The 20,456-nt window shown below is 67.0% G+C and carries 25 protein-coding genes; 15 read left to right on the top strand and 10 right to left on the bottom strand.

Annotated features, from left to right (window positions below):
* The first annotated feature begins 88 nt into the window (after positions 1–88).
* A complete protein-coding gene (locus tag AC3ISA_RS11930; protein WP_489178053.1) occupies positions 89–1,651 on the top strand; it encodes a L,D-transpeptidase family protein in 1,563 nt (520 codons plus the stop codon).
* Positions 1,652–1,659: 8 nt separating this feature from the next.
* Here AC3ISA_RS11930 and rcdA read toward each other — a convergent pair whose 3' ends face one another.
* Together rcdA and AC3ISA_RS11920 are read right to left on the bottom strand one after the other, a co-directional pair.
* Positions 1,660–2,160: a protease adaptor protein RcdA gene (gene rcdA / locus AC3ISA_RS11925; protein ID WP_372693396.1), complete on the bottom strand. Its 501-nt coding sequence runs from the start codon at positions 2,158–2,160 to the stop codon at positions 1,660–1,662.
* A 109-nt stretch (positions 2,161–2,269) separates the two neighbouring features.
* Positions 2,270–2,473, bottom strand: a complete 204-nt coding sequence (locus tag AC3ISA_RS11920) for a DUF1192 domain-containing protein (RefSeq protein WP_489178052.1) — start codon at positions 2,471–2,473, stop codon at positions 2,270–2,272.
* Between the two features lie 88 nt (positions 2,474–2,561).
* Between AC3ISA_RS11920 and AC3ISA_RS11915 the strand changes: the two genes are divergently transcribed.
* On the top strand, positions 2,562–3,533 hold the full coding sequence (locus AC3ISA_RS11915; protein ID WP_489178051.1) for an NAD(P)H-quinone oxidoreductase: 972 nt from the start codon (positions 2,562–2,564) through the stop codon (positions 3,531–3,533).
* On the opposite strand, the gene AC3ISA_RS11910 is transcribed toward AC3ISA_RS11915, so the two are convergent.
* Positions 3,530–4,159, bottom strand: a complete 630-nt coding sequence (locus tag AC3ISA_RS11910) for a beta/gamma crystallin-related protein (RefSeq protein WP_489178050.1) — start codon at positions 4,157–4,159, stop codon at positions 3,530–3,532. The two genes, AC3ISA_RS11915 and AC3ISA_RS11910, sit on opposite strands and share 4 nt — an antisense overlap.
* A gap of 220 nt (positions 4,160–4,379) precedes the next feature.
* Here AC3ISA_RS11910 and AC3ISA_RS11905 point away from each other — a divergent pair, with 220 nt between their 5' ends.
* Positions 4,380–5,045 (top strand): DUF1013 domain-containing protein, encoded by a 666-nt coding sequence (locus AC3ISA_RS11905; RefSeq protein ID WP_135195170.1) that lies wholly within the window; start codon positions 4,380–4,382, stop codon positions 5,043–5,045.
* Between the two features lie 74 nt (positions 5,046–5,119).
* Here AC3ISA_RS11905 and AC3ISA_RS11900 read toward each other — a convergent pair whose 3' ends face one another.
* Complete coding sequence (locus tag AC3ISA_RS11900) at positions 5,120–5,293, bottom strand: YdcH family protein (RefSeq protein ID WP_159845273.1); 174 nt, start codon at positions 5,291–5,293, stop codon at positions 5,120–5,122.
* A 116-nt stretch (positions 5,294–5,409) separates the two neighbouring features.
* Here AC3ISA_RS11900 and AC3ISA_RS11895 point away from each other — a divergent pair, with 116 nt between their 5' ends.
* The 7 genes from AC3ISA_RS11895 to AC3ISA_RS11865 all read left to right on the top strand — a co-directional run bounded on the left by AC3ISA_RS11895 (position 5,410) and on the right by AC3ISA_RS11865 (position 10,361).
* A complete protein-coding gene (locus AC3ISA_RS11895; protein WP_489178049.1) occupies positions 5,410–6,009 on the top strand; it encodes a UbiX family flavin prenyltransferase in 600 nt (199 codons plus the stop codon).
* Positions 6,009–6,473 (top strand): TIGR02444 family protein, encoded by a 465-nt coding sequence (locus tag AC3ISA_RS11890; protein ID WP_489178048.1) that lies wholly within the window; start codon positions 6,009–6,011, stop codon positions 6,471–6,473. Before AC3ISA_RS11895 ends, AC3ISA_RS11890 begins: the two co-directional genes overlap by 1 nt.
* A gap of 35 nt (positions 6,474–6,508) precedes the next feature.
* Positions 6,509–6,733 (top strand): YdcH family protein, encoded by a 225-nt coding sequence (locus AC3ISA_RS11885; protein ID WP_159845282.1) that lies wholly within the window; start codon positions 6,509–6,511, stop codon positions 6,731–6,733.
* A 162-nt stretch (positions 6,734–6,895) separates the two neighbouring features.
* Positions 6,896–7,537 (top strand): M23 family metallopeptidase, encoded by a 642-nt coding sequence (locus tag AC3ISA_RS11880; protein ID WP_489178047.1) that lies wholly within the window; start codon positions 6,896–6,898, stop codon positions 7,535–7,537.
* A gap of 87 nt (positions 7,538–7,624) precedes the next feature.
* Positions 7,625–7,972 (top strand): DUF3060 domain-containing protein, encoded by a 348-nt coding sequence (locus tag AC3ISA_RS11875; RefSeq protein WP_489178046.1) that lies wholly within the window; start codon positions 7,625–7,627, stop codon positions 7,970–7,972.
* A gap of 86 nt (positions 7,973–8,058) precedes the next feature.
* The gene (locus AC3ISA_RS11870) at positions 8,059–9,006 is read left to right on the top strand and encodes an ABC transporter ATP-binding protein (protein ID WP_489178045.1); all 948 of its coding nucleotides are present in this window, start codon (positions 8,059–8,061) and stop codon (positions 9,004–9,006) included.
* Positions 9,003–10,361: an ABC transporter permease gene (locus AC3ISA_RS11865; protein ID WP_489178044.1), complete on the top strand. Its 1,359-nt coding sequence runs from the start codon at positions 9,003–9,005 to the stop codon at positions 10,359–10,361. Before AC3ISA_RS11870 ends, AC3ISA_RS11865 begins: the two co-directional genes overlap by 4 nt.
* 224 nt (positions 10,362–10,585) lie before the next feature.
* Here the strand turns inward: AC3ISA_RS11865 and rpsU are convergent, their stop codons facing one another.
* Positions 10,586–10,846 carry a 30S ribosomal protein S21 gene (gene rpsU / locus AC3ISA_RS11860; protein ID WP_135195633.1) on the bottom strand — a complete coding sequence of 87 codons (261 nt, stop codon included), beginning with the start codon at positions 10,844–10,846 and terminating at the stop codon, positions 10,586–10,588.
* 188 nt (positions 10,847–11,034) lie between these two features.
* Between rpsU and AC3ISA_RS11855 the strand changes: the two genes are divergently transcribed.
* Complete coding sequence (locus AC3ISA_RS11855) at positions 11,035–11,682, top strand: COQ9 family protein (protein ID WP_489178043.1); 648 nt, start codon at positions 11,035–11,037, stop codon at positions 11,680–11,682.
* A gap of 189 nt (positions 11,683–11,871) precedes the next feature.
* On the opposite strand, the gene AC3ISA_RS11850 is transcribed toward AC3ISA_RS11855, so the two are convergent.
* Positions 11,872–12,954 (bottom strand): 5-(carboxyamino)imidazole ribonucleotide synthase, encoded by a 1,083-nt coding sequence (locus AC3ISA_RS11850; RefSeq protein WP_489178042.1) that lies wholly within the window; start codon positions 12,952–12,954, stop codon positions 11,872–11,874.
* Positions 12,955–13,446 (bottom strand): 5-(carboxyamino)imidazole ribonucleotide mutase, encoded by a 492-nt coding sequence (purE, locus tag AC3ISA_RS11845; RefSeq protein ID WP_489178041.1) that lies wholly within the window; start codon positions 13,444–13,446, stop codon positions 12,955–12,957.
* Between the two features lie 183 nt (positions 13,447–13,629).
* On the opposite strand from purE, the gene AC3ISA_RS11840 reads away from it, so the two are divergent.
* On the top strand, positions 13,630–14,193 hold the full coding sequence (locus tag AC3ISA_RS11840) for a GGDEF domain-containing protein (protein ID WP_489178040.1): 564 nt from the start codon (positions 13,630–13,632) through the stop codon (positions 14,191–14,193).
* A gap of 22 nt (positions 14,194–14,215) precedes the next feature.
* Here AC3ISA_RS11840 and AC3ISA_RS11835 read toward each other — a convergent pair whose 3' ends face one another.
* From AC3ISA_RS11835 to AC3ISA_RS11825, 3 genes are all read right to left on the bottom strand, one after another.
* Complete coding sequence (locus AC3ISA_RS11835) at positions 14,216–16,018, bottom strand: autotransporter domain-containing protein (protein WP_489178039.1); 1,803 nt, start codon at positions 16,016–16,018, stop codon at positions 14,216–14,218.
* A 110-nt stretch (positions 16,019–16,128) separates the two neighbouring features.
* Positions 16,129–18,021, bottom strand: a complete 1,893-nt coding sequence (gene serA / locus AC3ISA_RS11830; RefSeq protein WP_489178038.1) for a phosphoglycerate dehydrogenase — start codon at positions 18,019–18,021, stop codon at positions 16,129–16,131.
* A 121-nt stretch (positions 18,022–18,142) separates the two neighbouring features.
* Positions 18,143–18,682, bottom strand: a complete 540-nt coding sequence (locus AC3ISA_RS11825; RefSeq protein WP_489178037.1) for a hypothetical protein — start codon at positions 18,680–18,682, stop codon at positions 18,143–18,145.
* Positions 18,683–18,911: 229 nt separating this feature from the next.
* On the opposite strand from AC3ISA_RS11825, the gene AC3ISA_RS11820 reads away from it, so the two are divergent.
* Genes AC3ISA_RS11820 through AC3ISA_RS11810 form a run of 3 tightly spaced genes read left to right on the top strand, consistent with a single transcriptional unit; the run spans position 18,912 to position 20,453 of the window.
* On the top strand, positions 18,912–19,835 hold the full coding sequence (locus AC3ISA_RS11820; RefSeq protein ID WP_489178036.1) for an Hsp33 family molecular chaperone: 924 nt from the start codon (positions 18,912–18,914) through the stop codon (positions 19,833–19,835).
* Between the two features lie 40 nt (positions 19,836–19,875).
* Positions 19,876–20,157, top strand: a complete 282-nt coding sequence (locus tag AC3ISA_RS11815) for a ribbon-helix-helix domain-containing protein (protein WP_489178035.1) — start codon at positions 19,876–19,878, stop codon at positions 20,155–20,157.
* Positions 20,154–20,453 carry a type II toxin-antitoxin system RelE/ParE family toxin gene (locus AC3ISA_RS11810; RefSeq protein ID WP_372693412.1) on the top strand — a complete coding sequence of 100 codons (300 nt, stop codon included), beginning with the start codon at positions 20,154–20,156 and terminating at the stop codon, positions 20,451–20,453. Before AC3ISA_RS11815 ends, AC3ISA_RS11810 begins: the two co-directional genes overlap by 4 nt.
* The last annotated feature ends 3 nt before the right edge of the window (positions 20,454–20,456 follow it).

Here is a 20,456-nt window from a genome sequence, read left to right as displayed (position 1 = left end):
TTTGGCCGGAACACCGATAATGTGGCGGCGTTCGGGTACCAGGGGCGTCGGCCACGCTGGCCGAAGCGATCGAAGAAGCGGACTGGATATGAATAGACGGCAACTGGGTCTGGGCGTCGCCACGGCGGCCATGACCCTCGGCTCGGCGGCGCGCGCGCAGCAGGTCTTCGTGCAGCGTGGGCCGGAGGCGACCGCCTTCTACAACAGCTTCAACGACCAGATTTCGCGCCTGCCCGCGACGCAGCAGGCGGACGTGCGCGCCTTCTATGAGATGAACGGCTGGCGGCCGGTCTGGAACGCCGAACGGATGCGCGCCCTGAACGCCGCCGCGGCTCGCGCCGATCGCCACGGCCTGTCGGGCGCCGATTATTTCGATTTCGTGGGACTGGCGGCCGATCCGGCCAGCGCCGACCTGCGCACCACCACGGCGGCCATCGGCTATGCGCGCGTCCTGGCCGAGGGCAAGGTGCGGCCCGAGACGGTCGAAGACCTGTGGGAGATGCAGAAGAACCGCGTGGACCTGCCGCGCGGCCTCAGCGACGCCCTGAGCCGAAATGTGCTGTCCAACTGGTACGACGGCCTGGCGCCCACCGACATCGGCTATCAGAACCTGTCGGCCGGCTACGTGCGCTATCGCCGTCTGGCGGCGCAGGGCGGCTGGCCCGCCTTCGCCCCGGGCGCCACGATCGAGCCGGGCAATAGCGACCGCCGCATCCCCGCCCTGATCGACCGGCTGACGGCCGAAGGCGACCTGTCGGCCGCCGACGGCGCACGGCTGAAGGCGCAGGGCCTGACCTACAACGCCGAACTGCAACGCGCGGTGCAGGGCTTCCAGAACCGCCACGGCCTGGGCGCCGACGGTCGTATCGGCACGGGCACCCAGCGTTCGCTGGGCGCCTCGGCGGAGGATCGTGCGCGCCAGATCGCCCTGAACCTGGAACGCCGTCGCTGGCTGAAGCGCGACGTCGCGCCCGAGCGGATCGAGGTCAACACCGCCGCCGCCATCATGGTCTATTGGAAGGACGGCAAGCCGGTTCACTCCAACCGCGTCGTGGTCGGTTCGGCCGAAAACCAGACGCCCAGCCTGGAGAAGCCCTTCGCCTCGGTCGTGGCCAATCCGCCCTGGTATGTGCCGGCCGGCATCGCGCGCCGTGAAATCCTGCCCAAGGGGCCGGGCTATCTGGCCGCCAACGACATGTATGTGAAGGACGGCACGGTCATCCAGCGCGCCGGCCCGCGTTCGGCTCTGGGCTATGTGAAGTTCGAGCTGCGCGACAGCTATGCCATCTTCCTGCACGATACGCCGTCGAAGGCCGCCTTCAACCTGTCCACGCGCCAGCGCAGCCACGGCTGCGTGCGGGTGCAGAATGCGGTCGAGTTCGCGCGCCTGCTGCTGTCGCCCGACCCGACCAAGCTGGGCCAGTTCGACGCCGCGCAAGACAGCCGCGAGACGACGCGCGTCACCACCGGGCGCGAGATTTCGGTGCGGCTGCTGTACTGGACCGCTTTCGTGGACGGTCAGGGACGCGTGGCCTTCCGCGAGGACGTCTATGGCCGCGACGACAAGCTGGCCCAGGCGCTGGGCATAGGCGTCAACCTGCCCAAGCCGGTCGATGACGGCCGCGCCGACGCCAACGACGTCGGACCGTAAGGGGGCGGTTAGCCCCGGAAGGCGGCTTCCAGCAGGCCCATCTGGCTGAGAACGGCGTTTTCGGGCGCCGTCTCCTGGGCGTCCGCATACATGCGGCGGTCCAGATACAGGGTGCGGTCGAACAGCTTTTCGGAGCGCACCAGATATTCGATCAGGGCGATTGGCAGTTCGGCGTGGCTGGGCTCGGCCTCGATGCGACGTTCGTTCAGGCGATAGCGCGGCTCGCAGGCCGTCTCCGGCGTCATGTCGTCCTCGCGCACGGCCCGCTGGACCAGCAGCCACGAGGCGATCTGCATCAGGCGCGTCGTCAGCTTCATGCTCTCGGCCGCATAGGCCAGGGCGGCGGCGCGCGACAGCATCTTGGAATCGCGACGCCCCTCGCCGTCCAGATAGGCGGCGGTCTCCTCGACCAGTTCCATGCCTTCGCGGAAAGTGCGGTCGAACAGCTCCGACCGGGCGAAATCACGCACGGTGCGGCTGCGGTCAGCGAAGGACGGAGCGGAGGTCATTTGAGCTTTGATCATTAGGGAAATGCGATTCCGTCCTGCAATCGGCCCCTGACGGAACCGTTCGCACGAAAGATGCAACGCTCATGCCATGCCAGCGTGCCATTCGCGATCAGGAACCGAAGTTGAAAAGGGCGTCGGCGGCGTTTTTCTTGGATCGTTTGGTGTCGATCGCGCCGCGCGAACGTCCGATCTCGTCGTTCAAGGCGGCGATGCGGTCTTCCAGATGTTCGATGGAATAGACATCCAGGTCCTCGCGCGACAGGGCGCGGAGGGGTTCGCCGCGTTGCGGGCGGGGTTCAATATCCTCGAACATCGTCGTCGCCTTTCCGCGCTGTCATGGCCAAGGCGGCCCAGGACCCTTATCTGAACGCCCGGATACGGACGAATGCAAGGGACGTGCGATGCGCGTGATCGAGATCGAGGGCGGTTCAGGCCCGGCCGAGGCGCTGAAGATCGCCGAACGTCCCGATCCGATCGCCGGGCCGGGACAGGTGCTGATTCGGGTGCGGGCGGCGGGCGTCAACCGGCCCGACCTGTTGCAGCGTAGCGGCGGATACCCCCCTCCTCCCGGCGCGTCGGACGTGCTGGGCCTTGAGATCGCAGGCGAGATTGCGGGCGTCGGCGAAGGCGTGACCCGCTGGCGCGTCGGCGATCGGGTCTGCGCCCTGCTGGGCGGCGGCGGCTATGCCGAACAGGCAGTGGTGGACGCGCGGCATGTCCTGCCGATCCCCGAGGGTCTCGATTTCCGCCAGGCGGCGGTGCTGCCCGAGACCGTCTTCACCGTCTTCGCCAATGTGTTCGAGGGCGGCGGGCTGAAGGCCGGCGAGACCCTGCTGATCCACGGCGCGACCAGCGGAATTGGCGTTACCGCGATCCAGATGGCGAAGGCGGCGGGCGCAAAGGTGATCGCCACCTCGCGCGGGGCGGACAAGGCCAGCGCAGCGAAAGCGTTGGGCGCCGACATCAGCCTGGACGCCTCGGCCGACGATCTGGAAGCGCAGATCAAGGCGGCGGGCGGCGCCGAAGTGGTTCTAGACATGGTGGGGCGCGACTACGCCGCCCTGAATCTGAACAGCCTGAACGCCGGCGGGCGGTGGGTCGTGATCGCCTCGCTGACCGGCGCTAAGGTCGAGCTGGACCTACAGCGGATCATGCTGAAGCGATTGACGCTGACGGGATCGACGCTGCGCAGCCGTCCTGCCGAAGAAAAAGCCCGGCTGGCCGCCGCTGTCGAGGAGATGGCCTGGCCCTGGGTCACCTCAGGCGCGGTCAGACCGCCGGTTCAGGCGGTCTTTCCTCTTGAAAAGGCTGCCGATGCACACGCCGAGCTGGAAGCCGGCGGGCACATCGGCAAGATCGTCTTGAGCGTCTAGTAGCGCCCGCCGCCGCGCACGGGGCGCAGCGATGAGATGTTGTCGTTGAAGCCGCCGCTCAGATTGCGGATGTCGCCTTCGACGACGCGGCAGCGACCCCGGAACTCGGCGTCGGTGCAGACTTCCCAACGGCCCTGGACGCGGACCGAGCTGATCCGGTCGTTGAACGGGGTACGACCCAGGTTGCGGTCTTCGCTGGTGAACTCGCGCGAGGCGCCGCGGAAGTTGGAGTTCTCATAGACGGTGATGGATGAACGGCCCCAACCGCCGCCGTTGCCGCCGCCCCAGCCCGGACCACCGTTGCCGGGTCCGCCGTTGCCGGGCCCACCATTCCCGGGGCCACCGGGACGACCGGGCTGATTGCCCTCGTAATCGCCACGGAAGCGTCCGCAGACCAGCAGCCCGTTGTCGTTGTTGATCTCTTCATTGCCGCATCGCGCCAGTTCGATCGACGTGCCGCGCATCTGGCCGCGCGTGTCGCGGCAGTCGGCGTAGAGCCGACCCTGGTTGACATAGGATTCCGTACAACTCTGAGCGTAGCCGCCTCGCGGCGCAACGCGTTGCTGCTGCGGCTCGACCGGGGACGACATTGCGGCTGCGAGGGCCGCAGCGAATAGCAGGGACATGATGGTTCTCCTCTCCCGAAGCTGAAAAGCTCCATTACCGCGAAGGTTGCGCCGGAGCGGATGAACCGTTGCTGTATAGGATTGTCGGTCGGCGTTTTCTTTTCGGGCGAATAGGCCTATATCGAAACACTACGCGCCCGGTCGAAAGGCCGGGCGCCGTCGTATTCAACGCCAGCCGAAGCCCCATTCGGCGGCTTAACAACACCGGGACGAACGCCCCATGAGCGACATTCTGATGCCGAAGGCCACTGCGGTCTGGCTGGTCGACAACACCTCCCTCAGCTTCGAGCAGATCGCCGATTTCTGCGGCCTGCACCCGCTTGAAGTCCGCGGCATCGCCGACGGCGACGTGGCGCGCGACATCCGTGGCGTCGACCCCGTCACGGGCGGCCAACTGACGCGCGAAGAACTGGACAAGGCCCAGGGCGACGAAAACTACCGGATGAAGGCCATCGTCAGCCGTCACGCCGAACTGATGAAGTCGGCCAAGCCGGCCCCGAAATATACGCCGGTCTCGCGTCGCCAGGACCGCCCTGACGCCATCGCCTGGTTCGTGCGCAATCACCCGGAAGTCACCGACGCCCAGATCGCCAAGATGCTGGGCACCACCAAGTCCACCATCGAGAGCGTGCGCAACCGCACCCACTGGAACAGCGCCAACATCAAGCCGGTCGATCCCGTCACCCTGGGCCTAGTCGGCCAGCTGGCCCTGGACGAAATCGTCAAGAAGGCCGCTGACAAGAAGACCAAGGACGACCTCAAAAAGGGCGGCGGCACCATCCAACCCGTCGAACAGGTCGAGGCCGAGCCCGAGTTCGTGCCGGAAGCTCGTCAGCGTCCGACCGCAGAACCGACCGCAGCCTCGGTGTTCGGCACCAAGGACTGATCCTCGCTTCACGAAACGAAAACGGCCCCGGAGAGCGATCTCCGGGGCCGTCGTCGTTTTCGGGAGGTGGGACGCTAGTGCGCACGTGCCTCCAGACTGGTGATTTCTTCCTTCAGCCGAAGCTTCTTCTGCTTCAGCGCCCTGACCTGCAACGGATCCGTGGACGGGCGGGTAAGCTCCTTCTGGATGGTCTCATCCAGACTACGATGACGATTACCCAGTTCGCGAATACGAGCCTCGATGGTCATGGCTTGCGCCTCCTCAGGTTAGGGACCAGTAGAGTGAGCGCCCGGTTTGGCAGGCTGTGGAATCACTTTCCAGTGACAGCCCGTCTCGCCGGACCCCACGGAGGCTGACCCCAAAAATGGTCGATGATGTGAACGGAGCCATACGGAACCCGCCCGCCCGGATGGTGGTCGGAATTTCAGGGGCTTCCGGAGCGATCTACGGCGCGCGCATGCTGGATGCGCTGAACGACCTGGGCGTCGAAAGCCATCTGGTGGTGACCAAGGCCGCCCTGCTCACATTGTCGCAGGAAACGGATCTGTCGCCCGACGAGCTGACGACCAAGGCGTCCGTCGTTCACAAACTGGCCGATGTGGGCGCGACCATCGCCTCCGGCTCGTTCCGTACACTGGGCATGATCGTGGCGCCCTGCTCGGTCAAGACGATGAGCGAGATCGTCACGGGCGTGACCTCCAGCCTGCTGACGCGCGCGGCTGATGTGACGCTGAAGGAGCGGCGGCCGCTGGTGCTGATGGTGCGCGAGACGCCGTTCCACCTGGGCCACCTGCGGACCATGACGGCCCTGACGGAGATGGGCGCGATCATCGCCCCGCCCCTGCCCGCCTTTTACGCCAAGCCCGCTTCGATCCTGGAGATGGTGGATCAGTCGGTCGGAAGGACGCTGGATCTGTTCGGCCTGGACTGGGGCGCGGTAAGGCGCTGGGAAGGCCTGAAATAATGCGGCTGTGGGATTGGGCGATCGCCGCCTATGGCGCGCCGGGCGTGGGCGAGGCCTGTCTGGCGTTGCAGGACAGCCATGAGCAGAACGTGGCGGTGCTGCTGTGGTCCGGCTGGGTGGCGGCGACAGGCCGCAAGCCGGACGCGGAGACCATTGAGGCCGCCTGCGACACCGCCCGCGCCTGGGACAGCGTCGTCGTCGCGCCCCTGCGTTCGGTGCGCCGCACGCTGAAGGCCCCCATCCCCGACATCGACGACGGTCCGCGCGAGGCGGTTCGAAACCGCATCAAGGCGCTGGAGCTTGAGGCGGAAAGACATCTGCTGGAAGCGCTGGACGCGCTGGCGCCCGAACCCTCAGGTCCGGCCCGGCCGGCCATCGAGGCCCTGATCGCCACGGCGCGGGTCTGGGCCTCCGTCACGCCACGACCGGCGCTGATCCGCCTTGCCGACGCCCTTCCGGCCTGACGACGGCTTGGCTATAAGCGTCCGGGGATGACACGATGAACGACGACCTTCCAGACATCAGCGAAGAAGAGGCAGCGCTGCACGCCCGCGTCAAACTGCTGCGGCAGGAGCACGCCGATCTGGACGCGTCCATCGACGCCCTGAGCCTGGCCGCCGTTCCCGACCAGCTGATGCTGGCTCGGCTGAAGCGCAAGAAGCTGGCGCTGAAGGACGAGATCGTGAAGATCGAAGACGAAATCCTGCCCGACATCATCGCCTGACTAGCGACGGGCGGTTCCCCCGTGCGACCATCCGCCGCCCCGCCACAGCCCCAAAGTCGCCCCAGCCGATAGGCATAAGCCGGCCTTTCCACGGAACGCCGTGCGCCGTCGGGCGCCGCGTGCCTTCATTCCAGAGCGTAAAGACGCTGGAGACGCCGCCGAATGCGACGCCTGCTTACCAACGCGCCATTGGCGCGGTGCAAGACCCTTTTGATCCACTCCGGCCAGACGGCCGCCTTCGCCGCCGTGGCCGTCTTCGCCGCCGCCGCCGCGCCCAATGCGGCCCGTGAAGCCGCCACCCCGCCGCCCGCCCAGATCGCCATCCCCGTCGCCCCGCCGGTCAAGGCCGAAGTCGAAAAGGCCGGGCCGATCACGCGCCAGATCGCCTTTTCCGCCCCCGTGCGCGGCTATGCGATCAACTCTCCCTTCGGCCTGCGCAAACTGGCCATCGAGGCCAGGGCCCGCGCGCACAAGGGCGTCGACATCGCTGCCCCGAAAGGCACGACCGTCTTCACCGCCGCCGAAGGCGAAGTCGTCCGTACGGGCTATGATCCCGAAGGCTATGGCAACTTTATCGAGGTGCGCCACCCCAATGGCATGAGCACGCTTTACGGCCACCTCAGCCGCATCGACGTGGCGAACGGCGACGCCGTGACGATGGGTCAGCGCATCGGCCTGGTCGGCTCCACCGGCTATTCCACCGGGCCGCACCTGCATTTCGAAGTCCGTCGAGACGGCGCCCAGGTGAACCCGACCAAGGTCGTCGATCGCCATTTCGAAGTCACGGTCAAACCCAAGGTGTGACGGGCGCGGAATGCCGCGCTCGCTGAAGGGATCGAACGATCCAGACGGGCGTTCATCCGTCTCTTGCAGTTCAGCTTGTGAGATCAAATGACGCTCATCGCTCTCGCCATTCTCGCCGCCGTCGCCCAAGGCCAAGTCGGCACGTCCAGCCGCGACGCCGACAAGATCGAAATTTCCGGCGTCGGACAGACCAGCACCATCGCCTGCGAAGGCCGGTCGGTTCAGGTTGACGGAGCGGGCAACGTTCTGACGTTCACGGGCGAATGCGCCGGGCTTGAGTTGGCCGGAACGGACAATCAAGTCACGATCAACCTCAAGCCCAACGCCCGGATCGTCATCGAGGGCACGAGCCAAACCGTGCGTTGGCGTTCGAGCGCACAACCCCGCCAAAGCATCCAAGGCGTAGACAACCAAGTCATCCGTCTCCAAGACTGAAGGCGACACCGCCCACATCCGACGATTGCCGCTGGCCTCCGCGTCGCCTCGCTTGCTAGGCTGACCGTCACAGGACGGGGGGCGACATGGCGGCGTTGACGCTGGACGGCGTAGGCAAGCGGTACGGCGATTTCGACGCCGTGCGCGATCTGAGCTTTCAGGTCGAGAAGGGGTCGATCTGCGGCTTCCTGGGGCCGAACGGGGCGGGCAAGACCTCGACCCTGCGGATGATCCTGGGCCTGCAGCCCGCGACGTCGGGGCGGATTGAGATCCTGGGGGCCGACGACGGGCGCAAGGTGCGCGACCGGATCGGTTTCCTTCCCGAGGAACGCGGCCTCTACAAGAAGATGACCCCCGTCGAGGCCATCAGCTTCTTCGGCGCCCTGAAGGGCCTGCCCGTCGCCGAGGGCAAGAAGCGCGCGAAGGCCATGCTGGAGCAGCAGGGCTTGGGCGAGGCGCAAAAGAAGAAGATGAAGGAGCTGTCCAAGGGGATGGCGCAGAAGGTCCAGTTGATCGCCTCGGTCGTGCATCAGCCCGAGTTCGTGATCCTGGACGAGCCCTTCTCCGGCCTGGACCCGATGAACCAACAGGGTCTGGAAGCCATGATCCGCGACCTGGCTGCAAACGGCGCCACGGTTCTGTTCTCGACCCATGTGATGCAGCACGCCGAACGGCTGTGCGACAAGGTCGTGCTGCTGGCGCGCGGGCGAAAGGCGTTCGAGGGCACGGTGGATCAGGCCAAGTCCACCTCGCCCCGTTTCCTTGATCTGGACGGCGCAATCAGCGCGGATGCCGCCGCCGCCCTGCCCGGGGTGGCGGGGGTCGAGACACTGTCTGACGAAGACGGCGTGCGCCGGCTGAAGATCGCCCTGTCGCCCGGCGCAGGCGGCCAGGAGACGTTGAAGACGGCCTTCCTGAACGGGCTGGACGTGCGCGGCTTTGCGCTGAAGGAGCCGACGCTGCACGACGCCTTCATCGGCCTGACCGGCGACCATCCCGATCAACCCGTCGTTCCCGCAGAGGCCGTCCGATGAACCGCACCCTGCTGATCGCGCGACGCGAATATGTCGCCTATGCCAAGACCGTCGGTTTCTGGCTGTCGCTGCTGGCGTTTCCGCTGTTCGCCGTTCTGGGCGGCGGCATTCCCCTGCTGATCCGTTCGGCCGAGCCAATCAAGGCAGTGGCGGTGATCGAGGAAGGGCCGGCCGCGACGGGCCTGGCCGCCGCCGTCCGCGCCTCGCTGCAATCCGATCTGGATCGCCAGAACGAACGCCTGCGCGAGGCCGCCGAAAAGGGTCAGGCCGGCGCCGGGCGCGCCGTGGCCTCCATCAGCGGCCCCAAGATCCGTCTGGTCGCCGCCCCGCCCGCTATCGCCGATGCGACCGGCCCGGCGCGCGACGCCGCCATCAAGGCCGCGCTGGACAAGACGGCGCCCAAGGACCGCCGTCTGGACGCCGTGGTCTTCCTGAACCGCATCGACGGCAAGCCCGCCGCCCAGGTCTGGACCGCCCGCGCCACCGACAACGACGTGTCCAGTTTCGTTCGCACCGCTTTGCGAGACGCAAGACGCACCGAACTTCTGACCGCCGCCGGTGTGGCACCGGCTGTGGCTCAGGAGGTTCAGACCTTTCGGCCCGAGGTGAAGGCGTTTTCGCCCAACGCCGCCAGCGGGGGCGAGGTCTCGATGCGCGACCGCATCCCCTCCTTCATCGGCCTGGGCGCCGGGTTCCTGCTGTGGTCGCTGGTCATCACCGGCGCCTCAATCCTGCTGAACAGCGTGATGGAGGAGAAGTCGAACAAGATCCTGGAGGTGCTGCTGTCCTCGGCCTCGGCAACCGAAATCCTGACGGGCAAGGTGCTGGGCGTGGCGCTGCTGACCCTGACCGTCATGGGGGTGTGGGGCGGGATCGGGACCTTCAGCCTGCTGTCGGCCTCCCCCGAGACGGCGGCAACGATCGGCGAGGTGCTGCTGCACGACGGCCTGATCTTCTACTTCATCGCCTATATGGTCGGCGGATACCTGATGTATGCGGTCTTGTTCGCGGCCATCGGCGCCTTCTGCGAGACGCCGCGCGACGCCCAGACGCTGATGGGGCCGATCATGATGATTCTGGTCGTGCCGATCCTGGTCATGCAGATGGCGCTAACCAGCCCGGACGCGCCGGTGGTCAAGGTGCTGTCGTGGATCCCCTTCTTCACCCCCTTCCTGATGAGCGCCCGCGCGCCCAGCGATCCGCCGCTGATCGAGATCATCCTGACCCTGATCGGCATGTTCGCGACCGCCGCCTTGATGGTCTGGATCGCCGGGCGGGCCTTCCGCGCAGGCGCGTTGTCGGACGTGAAGCTGAGTTGGAAGAGCTTCGGAAGAGCGATCACCGGGCGGACGTAGGGGGCCAATCCGTCTCCTTCCTATCGCGCAGCGATGGGGAGGTGGCGCGGCGCGTCTTCGCGCCGTGACGGAGGGGCTCTTCTTACCGCATCACAGGCGCCAGTGGGACTTCAAGAGCCCCTCCACCGCTACGCGGTCCCCCTCCCCGCTTCGCAGGGAGGAGACAAGAAAAAGGCCGCCTCCTTTCGGAGGCGGCCTCAAATCTTTTGGCTTACGCCAGAGTCTTACCGGCTGCCGCCACCGGCGCCAGCGCCGGGAACGCGCGGCTTCGGCGCGGGCAACAGGCCCTCGCGCTGCATGCGCTTGCGGGCCAGCTTGCGAGCGCGACGGATCGCCTCGGCCTTTTGACGGGCGCGCTTTTCCGACGGCTTTTCATAATGCACGTGGCGCTTCATTTCACGGAAGCTGCCTTCGCGTTGCATCTTCTTCTTCAGGGCTTTGAGCGCTTGATCGACGTTATTATCGCGAACGAAAATCTGTACCAGGTTGAACTCTCCTTTGGCCGCCCGCCGCGTCCTGTGAGGGAGACGGGCGAACAAAATAAAATCGTCTTCCGAAAGTTAAGGCTCTCGGATGAAGGCGCGCTGATACACGAGCCGCCTTCTCGTGTCCAGATCGTCGCGACCATTCTTCAAGGCTCGAAACGCCGCAACGACAGGCGTATGATCGCCGCATGATCGACACGACAGACTGGGCCGACCGGACCGAACAGACAGTGCTGGACGCCGCCATCGCCCGTGCGCCCGCCCTGGGCTGGAACGCGCGGCTGGTGCGCGAGGCCTGCGAGGCGAGCGGCCTGTCGCGCGGCGACGAGGAACTGCTGCTGCCCAACGCCGCGCGCGACCTCGCCGCCCTGCTGTCGCGCCGTCACGATGCGCGAGCGTTGGCGGCCCTGGGCCAGATCGACGCCAAGTCGCTGAAGATTCGCGAGCGAATCGCCCGCGCCGTGTCCGAACGAATGGAGGCCGGCGCCGCCGACCTGGAGGCCACGCGTCGCTGCGCCGCCTTCCTGGCTTTGCCCATCAACGCCGACCTGGGGCTCAAACTGGCCTGGGAGAGCGCGGACCATCTGTGGCGCTGGGCCGGAGACGAGGCGACCGATTGGAATCACTATTCGAAGCGCACGATCCTGTCGGGCATCCTGATCCCAGCTCTGACCATGCGCTGGTTCGATGGCCGCGAGGCGGCGGAAGCCTTCGTCGCGCGCAGGATCGAAAACGTCATGGCGTTCGAGAAGTGGAAGGCCGGCAAGGACTTCGACGCGCCGTTCCGCAAGTTGAGCGATGCGCTGAGCCGGATGCGATACGGCGCGCAGGGGTAGCTTTCTCTTCTTTCGTCATCCTCCGACGAGCGTAGCGAGATCGGGGGACCCAGCGGCGCGCGTGAGCGCGAACCTGTCGCGGGCACGATCTTCAAACATCAAGTTGCGGACGCATCGCCTTCGGCGCCGCTGGGTCCCCCGGTCTGCGCCGCGAAGACGCGGCTTGCCGGAGGATGACGAAAGAAGAAGTTAGACCGTCCCCAACACCCGATTCACATGCGCCATCTTGCGGCCCGGCCGCGCCTCGGCCTTGCCGTAGAGGTGCAGGCGTTCGTCGGACTTGGCCGACAGCTTGCGCCAGTCTTCGACCTCGTCGCCCAGCAGGTTGGTCATTTCGATGCGGGCGTGGGCATTGGTGGGGCCGAGCGGCCAGCCGGCGACGGCGCGAATATGCTGTTCGAACTGGTCGCAGACGCAGCCGTCCTGGGTCCAGTGGCCGGTGTTGTGGACGCGCGGGGCGATCTCGTTGACCAAAATGACGTTGTCTCCGAGGTCGAACAGTTCGACGCCCAGGACGCCGACGTAATCCAGCCCGTCCAGAATCGCCTCTGCGATGGCGCGCGCGCGGACCTGGGTCTTTCCGTCAATGGCGGCCGGGGCCAGGGTGGTGCGCAAGACGCCGCCCTCGTGCCGGTTCTCGCCCAACGGATAGACCGCCATATGGCCGTCCCAGTCGCGGGCGGCGATGACCGACAACTCGCGCACGAAGGTCGCCTTGGCTTCCAGAATGGCCGGACGGCAGCCCAGGCTTTCCAGGGCGGCGGGCGCATCCTCGATGGCGTGGATCCAGACCTGGCCCTTGCCGTCATAGCCTTCGCGGCGGGTCTTCAACAGGGCGGGCACGCCCAGGGTGGTCAGGCCGACGACCAGATCGTCCAGCGTATCGACCACGACGAAATCGACCGTCGGTGCGCCGACGGCGTTGAGGAAGGTCTTCTCGTCCACCCGATCCTGCGACACGCGCAAGGCGGTCGGTCCCGGCGCGACCAGGGCGCCGGCCTCGGCCAGGCGTTCGATGGACTCGGCGGGGACGTTTTCGAACTCGAAGGTGACGACGTCGGCTGCCCGACCCAAGGCCGTCAGGGCGTCGGGATCATCATAGGCGGCCACGATCTGATGCGCCGAGACGCGGCCTGCCGGGCTGTCGGCCTCGGGGTCCAGGATGACGACATCGAAGCCCAGACGCGAGGCGGCCTGGCTCAGCATCCGGCCCAGTTGGCCTCCGCCGATGATGCCGAGGGTCGAACCGGGGGGAAGCGGCAGATCTGGCACTCAGTCCTCGACGGTTTCGGCGATGGAATCGGTCTGGGCGGTGCGGAAGGCGGCCAGGCGTTGCGCCAACCCTTCGTCCGACAGGGCCAGGATCTGGGCAGCCAGGATGCCGGCGTTGGCGGCGCCCGCCTCGCCGATCGCCAGGGTGGCGACCGGAATGCCGGCCGGCATCTGCACGATCGACAGCAGGCTATCCATCCCCTTCAGGGCCTTGGACTGGACCGGCACGCCCAGCACCGGCAGTTCGGTCATGGAGGCGGCCATGCCCGGCAGATGGGCGGCGCCCCCGGCCCCGGCGATGATCACCTTGTATCCTGCGGCCTTGGCGCCCGTGGCGAACTCGACCAGGCGCTGGGGCGTGCGGTGTGCGCTGACGACCTTGGCCTGCCAGGCGACGCCCAGCTGGTCCAGACGGTCGGCGGCCAGCTTCATGGTCGGCCAGTCGGACCGGCTGCCCATGATGATCGCCACCGGCGGTGCGGAAGTCGCCATGTCTGTAAGGCCCCTCGCGGAAAGGCGCCCGTTACAGCACGCGGGTGACGCCCGCAACCGCACGCGGGCGGTTTCACGCCTCCAGGCCCTTATTGTCGGCCTTCAATGTCGGCGGATCACGCTCTACCATCGTTCGACCGCGCGACGCAGACTGAGTCGCGCCTTCGGAGCCATCCCTGCGCCGTGACCGACGTGGCCGAACACGACCTGACCGCCGAGATCGAGCGCCTGCGCGTCGAGCTGGAAGCGTGGAAGACGCGCGCCGCCGCCGCCGAGGCCGCCGCCGACCACGATGTGCTGACGCCCGCCCTGAACCGGCGCGGTTTCGTCACCGCCCTGCATCGCACCATGGCCTATTGCCAGCGTCACGGAATGCCGGCGGTGCTGCTGTATCTGGACATGGACGGGTTCAAGAGCGTCAATGACCGACTGGGCCATGCCGCCGGCGATGCGGCTCTGGTGGCGGTGGCGGAGCTGTTCCTGGCCAATCTGCGCGAGTCGGACGCCGTGGGCCGGCTGGGCGGCGACGAGTTCGCGCTGCTGATGCTGCATGCGGGCTATGAAGAGGGCCGAGCCAAGGCGCGACAACTTTCCGAGGCGTTGAAGAGCGAAGGTTTCGTCTGGGACGGGCAAAAGACCGAACTGGGCGGTTCGTTCGGCGTGCGGGCCTGGGACGGCCATACCGACGCAGAGACCTGGCTGACCGAGGCCGACGCCGCCATGTGGGTGCGCAAGAAGGGGCGCTGAGGCCCCTTCCCGCTCCTGCCGCCTAGAGCGGCAACGTCAGCTGAATGCCGCCCAGGTGGCTGTCGGCGCGTTCGCCGAAGCGGCCGCGATAGGACACCGTCACCTTGACCGGCCCGACAGCCCCCTCGACGCCCGCCGACGCCAGGAACTGACCGCCGAACGGATCGGCGATCTCGCGCGACTGCACCTGGGCCGGGTTGTTGAAGATGCCCACGCGCACCGGGTCGGAACTGTCGTCCAGGGCGTCGCGATAGCCGCCTTCTGCGAAGACGCCGAACCGGCCCATTTCGGCCTCGGCGCGCAGGGCGACTTCGCCGGTCAAGGCCTTCACCGTGCGGTCGCCATATTGATACTGGGCAGCCACGCCCTGCTCATAATAGCCGTCCACGTCGCTGGAGACATAGGCCAGGGCCGCGCGGGGCGACAGGGCGATGCGGCCCATGTCGAACCACATCCCGCCCTGCAGGCGCGCGCCGGTGCTGAGCGCCCGCGTCTCGGCGGTATGGACGATGGGGGCCAGGCTGGTGGTGCGTTGGATGTCGTCGATATTGTCGCGCGCCACGCCGACCGCGGCGTTGACGAAGACATCGCCCGAGCGCCAGCCGCCATAGACGTCCAGGCCAAAGGTCTCGACGTTGAAGTTCAACGCCTGGCTCTCGACATCGGTCTTGCGCGCGGTTCCGGCCAGGCCGAAGCGCCAGTTCGCCGAGGGTCCGGCCTCCAGCGCGATCCGTCCACCCCAACCGTTGCTGGAGGAACTTGTCACTGAACCGCGTGCGTCCGTATCGACGCTGTCGATCAGGGCCGCCGTGGTGACCAAGACGCCGGCTTCCCAGGCCTCGCGGCCCGACAGAGCCTCGCCGGCCGCGTCCAGGGCGTCCTCGCGGTGGCGATAGGTGGTCTCGCCCTGCAGCGTCGATTGGGCGCCGATGTCGCCATAGTAGAGGTAGTCGGTCGCCAGTTGGGCGATGATCCGATGCCCCGCCGCCGTCGGGTGGACGCCGTCGAAGTAGAAATAGCTGTCGGGGTTCGAGCAGACCGTCACCCCGTTGAAACAGGGCTGGGTGATGTTGGTGATGCCGAACAGGCCCGGATTGGCGGCCAGGGTGTCGCCCACCTTGAACAGGTCCATCATGACGATGTTGCTGCCGGGCTGCGCGGCGGCCGTGGTCGTCAGGCCGGTCTGCAAGGCGGTGTTGAAGGTGGTGACGGCGAAATCGGCCAGGGGAGCCGCCGTCGTGCCGCGGAACTGAGGCGTCAGGCTGAGCTTGGGCAGGTTGGTGACCAGGATGGTCCCCGCGCCGGCGCCCGCAACGGTGTTGACCAGGGTGTTGATGTTGGCCGCGGCGGTCGTGGCGACCGGCGTGATGGCGGCGACCGGGCTGGCGGAGGCGCCGGCGGCGGGCAGGCCCTGGAAGATGTCGTTTGCGCCGCCCAGCACGCTGACCAGATCGGTCGAGCTGAACCGGCCGCCTGCGGTGGTGTAGCGCGACAGCTGGTTCAGCATGCCGAACGGCACGCCAGCGGAGGCGTCGGTGCGCGATCCGCCGAAGGCGTAGTTGATGCTGCCCGTCACCGAGCCGTTGAAGTTGGCGGCGTTGAAGCCCAGCAGTTCTACAAACGTCGGTCCGTTCGAGAATCGGCGGGCATAGGGCGGCGACGGCGGCTGGGTCCCGCCCGAGATCAGGAAAAGGTTGCCGTTGTCGCTGAGGCTGTCGCCGAACACGACGAGACGGTTGTAGGTCTGGGCCGAGGCCGAGCCTGCAAAGGCGCAGGCGGCGAGCGCCAGAACGGCGACGGCGCCGCCGGTGAGATAGCGTGACATATGAATCCTCCCGCAGCCGTCATGGTTCGCGGCCGTTGGAAGAGAGGATGCGCCAGTTGGCGCAGAGCGCAAGATGCCGCAACGTCAGCCTTCGGAGGAAAATCGAACGCTTACTGCAAAGTGCGGAACTTCAGCGTGCCCGGCACCGTCTTGAGTTCGCGCAGCGCCTCCGGGTCATAGTCGCGGTCCACGTCGGTGATGACGTATCCCGTGCGCTCGTCCGTCTTCAGATGTTGGCCCAGAATATTCAGGCCCGCCGACGCCAGCGCCCGGTTCAGCTCGGCCAGAACGCCCGGCTGATTCCTGTGGATGTGCAGGATGCGGTGCGTGCCGGACACCTCGGCCAACTGCACGTTCGGCAGGTTGACGCTGAAGGTGGTGTCGCCCCGGTTCAGATAGCCCAGCAGCCGCTCGGCCGCGAACTCGGCGATGGCCTCCTGCGCCTCCTCGGTCGAGCCACCGATGTGGGGCGTCAGGATCATGTTGGGCAGGCCCTGCAGCGGGCTTTCGAACGGATCGGCGTTGGTGCGCGGCTCTTCCGGGAAAACGTCCACGGCGGCCCCCGCGACCCGGCCCGACCCCATGGCCTGGGACAGGGCGCCGACATCGACCACATGACCGCGCGACAGGTTCAGGAACAGCGCGCCTTCCTTCATCCGGGCGAACTGCGCCGCGCCGAAGATGTCAGCGTTGTCCTTGCGACCATCGACATGCAGGGTGACCACGTCGCTTTCGCCCAGCAAGGCGTCCAGCGACCGCATCCGCCGGGCGTTGCCCAAGGCCAATCGCTCCGAAAGGTCGTAGAACAGCACCCGCATCCCCAGGTTCTCGGCCAGCACTGACAGCTGGCTGCCGATGGCGCCATAGCCGACGATGCCCAGGGTCTTGCCACGCAGCTCCTTGGAGCCGGTCGCGGACTTGTTCCACTTGCCGACGTGCATGGCCGCCGACTTGTCCGCCACGTCGCGCATCAGGACGATCATCAGGCCGATGGCCAATTCGACGACCGAGCGCGTGTTCGAATAGGGCGCGTTGAAGACCGCCACACCGTGATCGGAGGCGGCGTCCAGGTCGATCTGGTTGGTGCCGATGCAGAAGGCGGCGACGGCCATCAGCTTGTCGGCCTCTTCCAGCACCCGGCGGCTGACCGTGGTCTTGGAGCGGAGGCCCAGCACATGGACGCCCTTGATGGCGGCGATCAGGTCGTCCTCGTCCAGTGCGCCCTTGACCGTCTCGACCGAATAGCCCGCCTCCTCCAGCCGCTCGACGGCGGCGGGGTGGATGTTTTCCAACAGCAGCATCTTCATGCGGCTGCGCGGGAAGGACCAGCGGCCGACCAGACCCTCGGCGTGCAACACCTCGTCTAGTGACGCGGCCTCGGCGTCGGCGACCTGAACCACCGGCGCGCGACGCACGACCTCGGTGAAGGCGTAGAAGGCGTCGGCGGCGCCGGCGATCTTGACCTCGGCGTCGTTCCAGCCGTCGCCGATCATGACCACTCGCCCCGACAGGTTCAGGGCATGGATGGCGGCCGGCTTGCCGTTGGCGTGCGACAGGGGATTGGCGTCGTCCACGCCGATCACGCGGTCGTCGGCATCATAGACCAGGTCGTTGCACAGGATGCGGTCGGGCGAGACGCCCAGTTCCTCGGCGACCGGCGCGATCACCTCGCGGAAGCCGCCAGAGATGATGATCACCTTGCCCTTGTTCTGCTGGAAGAAGTTCAGGTTGCGGCGCACAGACGCCGTCAAATGATCCGGGGCCGTCAGCGCCAGCGTCGTGACATGGGCGCGCGTCAGGGGCAGCAAGGCCAGACGACGGCGCAGTGCCTCGCCGAACTCCAGTTCTCCGGCCATGGCCTGGTCGGTCAGGGCGGCGATCTGGGCGCGCGTCTCAGCCGCGCCCGGCGCATCCGCCAAGGCGATGTCGGCCAAGGCCTCAAGGGTCTCGAAATCGACCAGGGTCGAATCGAAGTCGAAGATCAGGGTGGGGCGCGCGCTCATGGCCGGCGTCTTAGCGGCCTTCGCGCCTGCGGCAAAGCCAAGCCGTGCTGATGATGGGGCTCAGTTGCGCTTAAACCTTGCCGCCCGTCGCGATTTTTACACGGCGGGCGGCAAGAAAATATCAGAAGCGGACGATGCGGCGCACGCGGCTGTCGGGACGACGGCTTTCCAGCACGGCCGCGCCGACAGCGGCGGCGATGGTGGCGACAGCCAGAAGCGCCCCACCCTCACGCGCATGATCGCGGGCATAGGCGCCGGCGTCGTCGGCGTAACGGCGCGCGGTCTTGCCGTGCTTCTTCAGCGCCTTCTTGGAGTCCTTGCGGGCCGAGCGGAACCATTCGTCGGCCCGGTCGCGCGCGTCATAGGCGGCGTCGGCGGCGCGATGGCGCGCGTCGCGTGACAGTTCACCGGCGCGCTCGCCCGCATCCTCGGCCCGGTGACGGAAGGCGTCGACGGCGTCATGGAAGCGATCGCGCAGTTCTGACGTGTCCACCCATCCGCGCGGGTCGATGCGGGTCTTGATGCGCTGATAGCGGGTCGGCCCGCTGCGTTGCGTCAGATAGACGACCGCGACCGCGCCCAGAACGACGGCGGCAAGGCCGCCTGCCGTGATGCCGGGATGTTTGCGAATCTCTTCGATCGGATCGATATCGCGGAGCATCGGCAGAACCTCTTTGGTGGTGATGGCGTGGGTGATCGGCGGAACGGCGGCTCCGCTTGTGCGAAAAGAGCGAACCGGGCCGAAAACGGTTCCGTCGCATGCGGCAAAGCTGCACAAATCCGCGCACAGAAGACCCGGCCGCAGCCCGAACGCCTTGCCCCCTTATCATCACGCCTGCGGGCGCCTAAATAGCCGCGATCCCGAAATGACGTCGCCAAAGGACCTCGCCGTGACCGATCACGCGTCTCACACCCCCGTTTCCGACGATCTGGCCGCCGCCTTCCAGATCGAGGGCTGGCCCGTGCGCGGTCGCCTGGTCCGCCTGGGCGCGACGATCGACAAGATCCTGGCCGCCCACGCCTATCCCGAGCCGGTCGCCGCCCTTCTGGGCGAGGCCTGCGCGCTGGCGGCTCTGATCGGCTCCAGCCTGAAGTTCGAAGGTCGGCTGCTGGTTCAGGCCCAGGGCGACGGGCCGGTGCGCTATGTCGTCGCCGACTATGGCACCGACGGGTCCTTGCGCGGCTATTGCCGTTACGACGAGGCCGAGGTCGCCGAGGCGTCGGGCGGGTTCGCCCGTCCCGGCGCCCGGTCGCTGCTGGGCCAGGGCGTCTTCATCATGACGCTGGACCGCGGCCCGGACTTCGAACGCACCCAGGGCATCACCCCCATCGAAGGCGAAAGCCTGTCGCTGGCGGCCGAACACTATTTCCAGCAGTCCGAACAAGTGCCGACCAAGGTGCATCTGGCCGTCGGTCAGGTTCAGACCGAGACCGGATCGCAATGGCGGGCCGGCGGGGCGATGATCCAGATCATCGCCGGCGACGACGCACGCGGCTCGACGGAAGAGGTGTGGGACCGTACGCGCGCCCTGTTCGGCACATTGGGCGACGACGAACTGGTCGATCCGACCATCTCGCCAGAGACCCTGCTGTTCCGGCTGTTCCACGAAGACGGGGTGCGGCTTGAGGGCGCGCGGGCCTTGAGCGCCGTCTGCCGCTGCTCACGTGGTCGCATCGCCTCGGTCCTGGCCTCGTTCGACCCGGCCGAGCGCGCCGAAATGCTGGAGGACGACGGCAAGATCCGCGTCACCTGCGAATACTGCGCGACGGTCTATGCGCTGGACCCCGACGAAGTGGTCGCCGAACAGATCTGAGCCGGTGGCGGCCTGGGTGGTTTTGTGAGAGGATCGCACCATGGCCGCCATCCGCAAGATAACCGTAGAACTGCCCGAGGAGACCGCGCGCGAGATCGACGCCAAGGTCGCCTCGGGCTTTTCCGAAACCGCCGAAGCCTATGTGGTGGAGAGCGTGGAGAGCTACCTGCTCGGCCAGAACCCGGACATCGCGACCTGGGTGCGCGAGAAGGTCAGGCCCGCCTATGACGCGTGGAAGTCAGGCGACGAGCCGGGCGTTCCGGCCGAAGAGGCCTTCGCCGGGCTAGAGGCTCGCTATCTCGCCAGAAAGGCCGCGGGTTGAGGCCGTGGCGCCTGGTCTTTTCGCGGCGCGCCCTTGCCGACCTCGACACCATCTACGACTGGATCGCTGAAAACGCAGGGCGGAAGACCGCCGACCGTTACACGGAAAGACTTCGGTCGTTCAGCCTTCGCCTGACGCACTATCCAATGCGTGCGGAAGTCCGGGACGATATCTTGCCCGGCGTGCGTCTGATCGGCTTCGAGAAAAGCGTGACCTTGGTCTTTGTCGTTGATGAAGACAAAGGCGAGGTTCGTATTCTGCGCCTGCTCTATCGCGGACAGCAGATCGAAATCTGACAG

The organism is Brevundimonas sp. KH_058, from assembly GCF_057838505.1.
The sequence above is the reverse complement of the archived record's forward strand: the minus strand, read 5'-3'. Positions and strand labels throughout refer to the sequence as shown.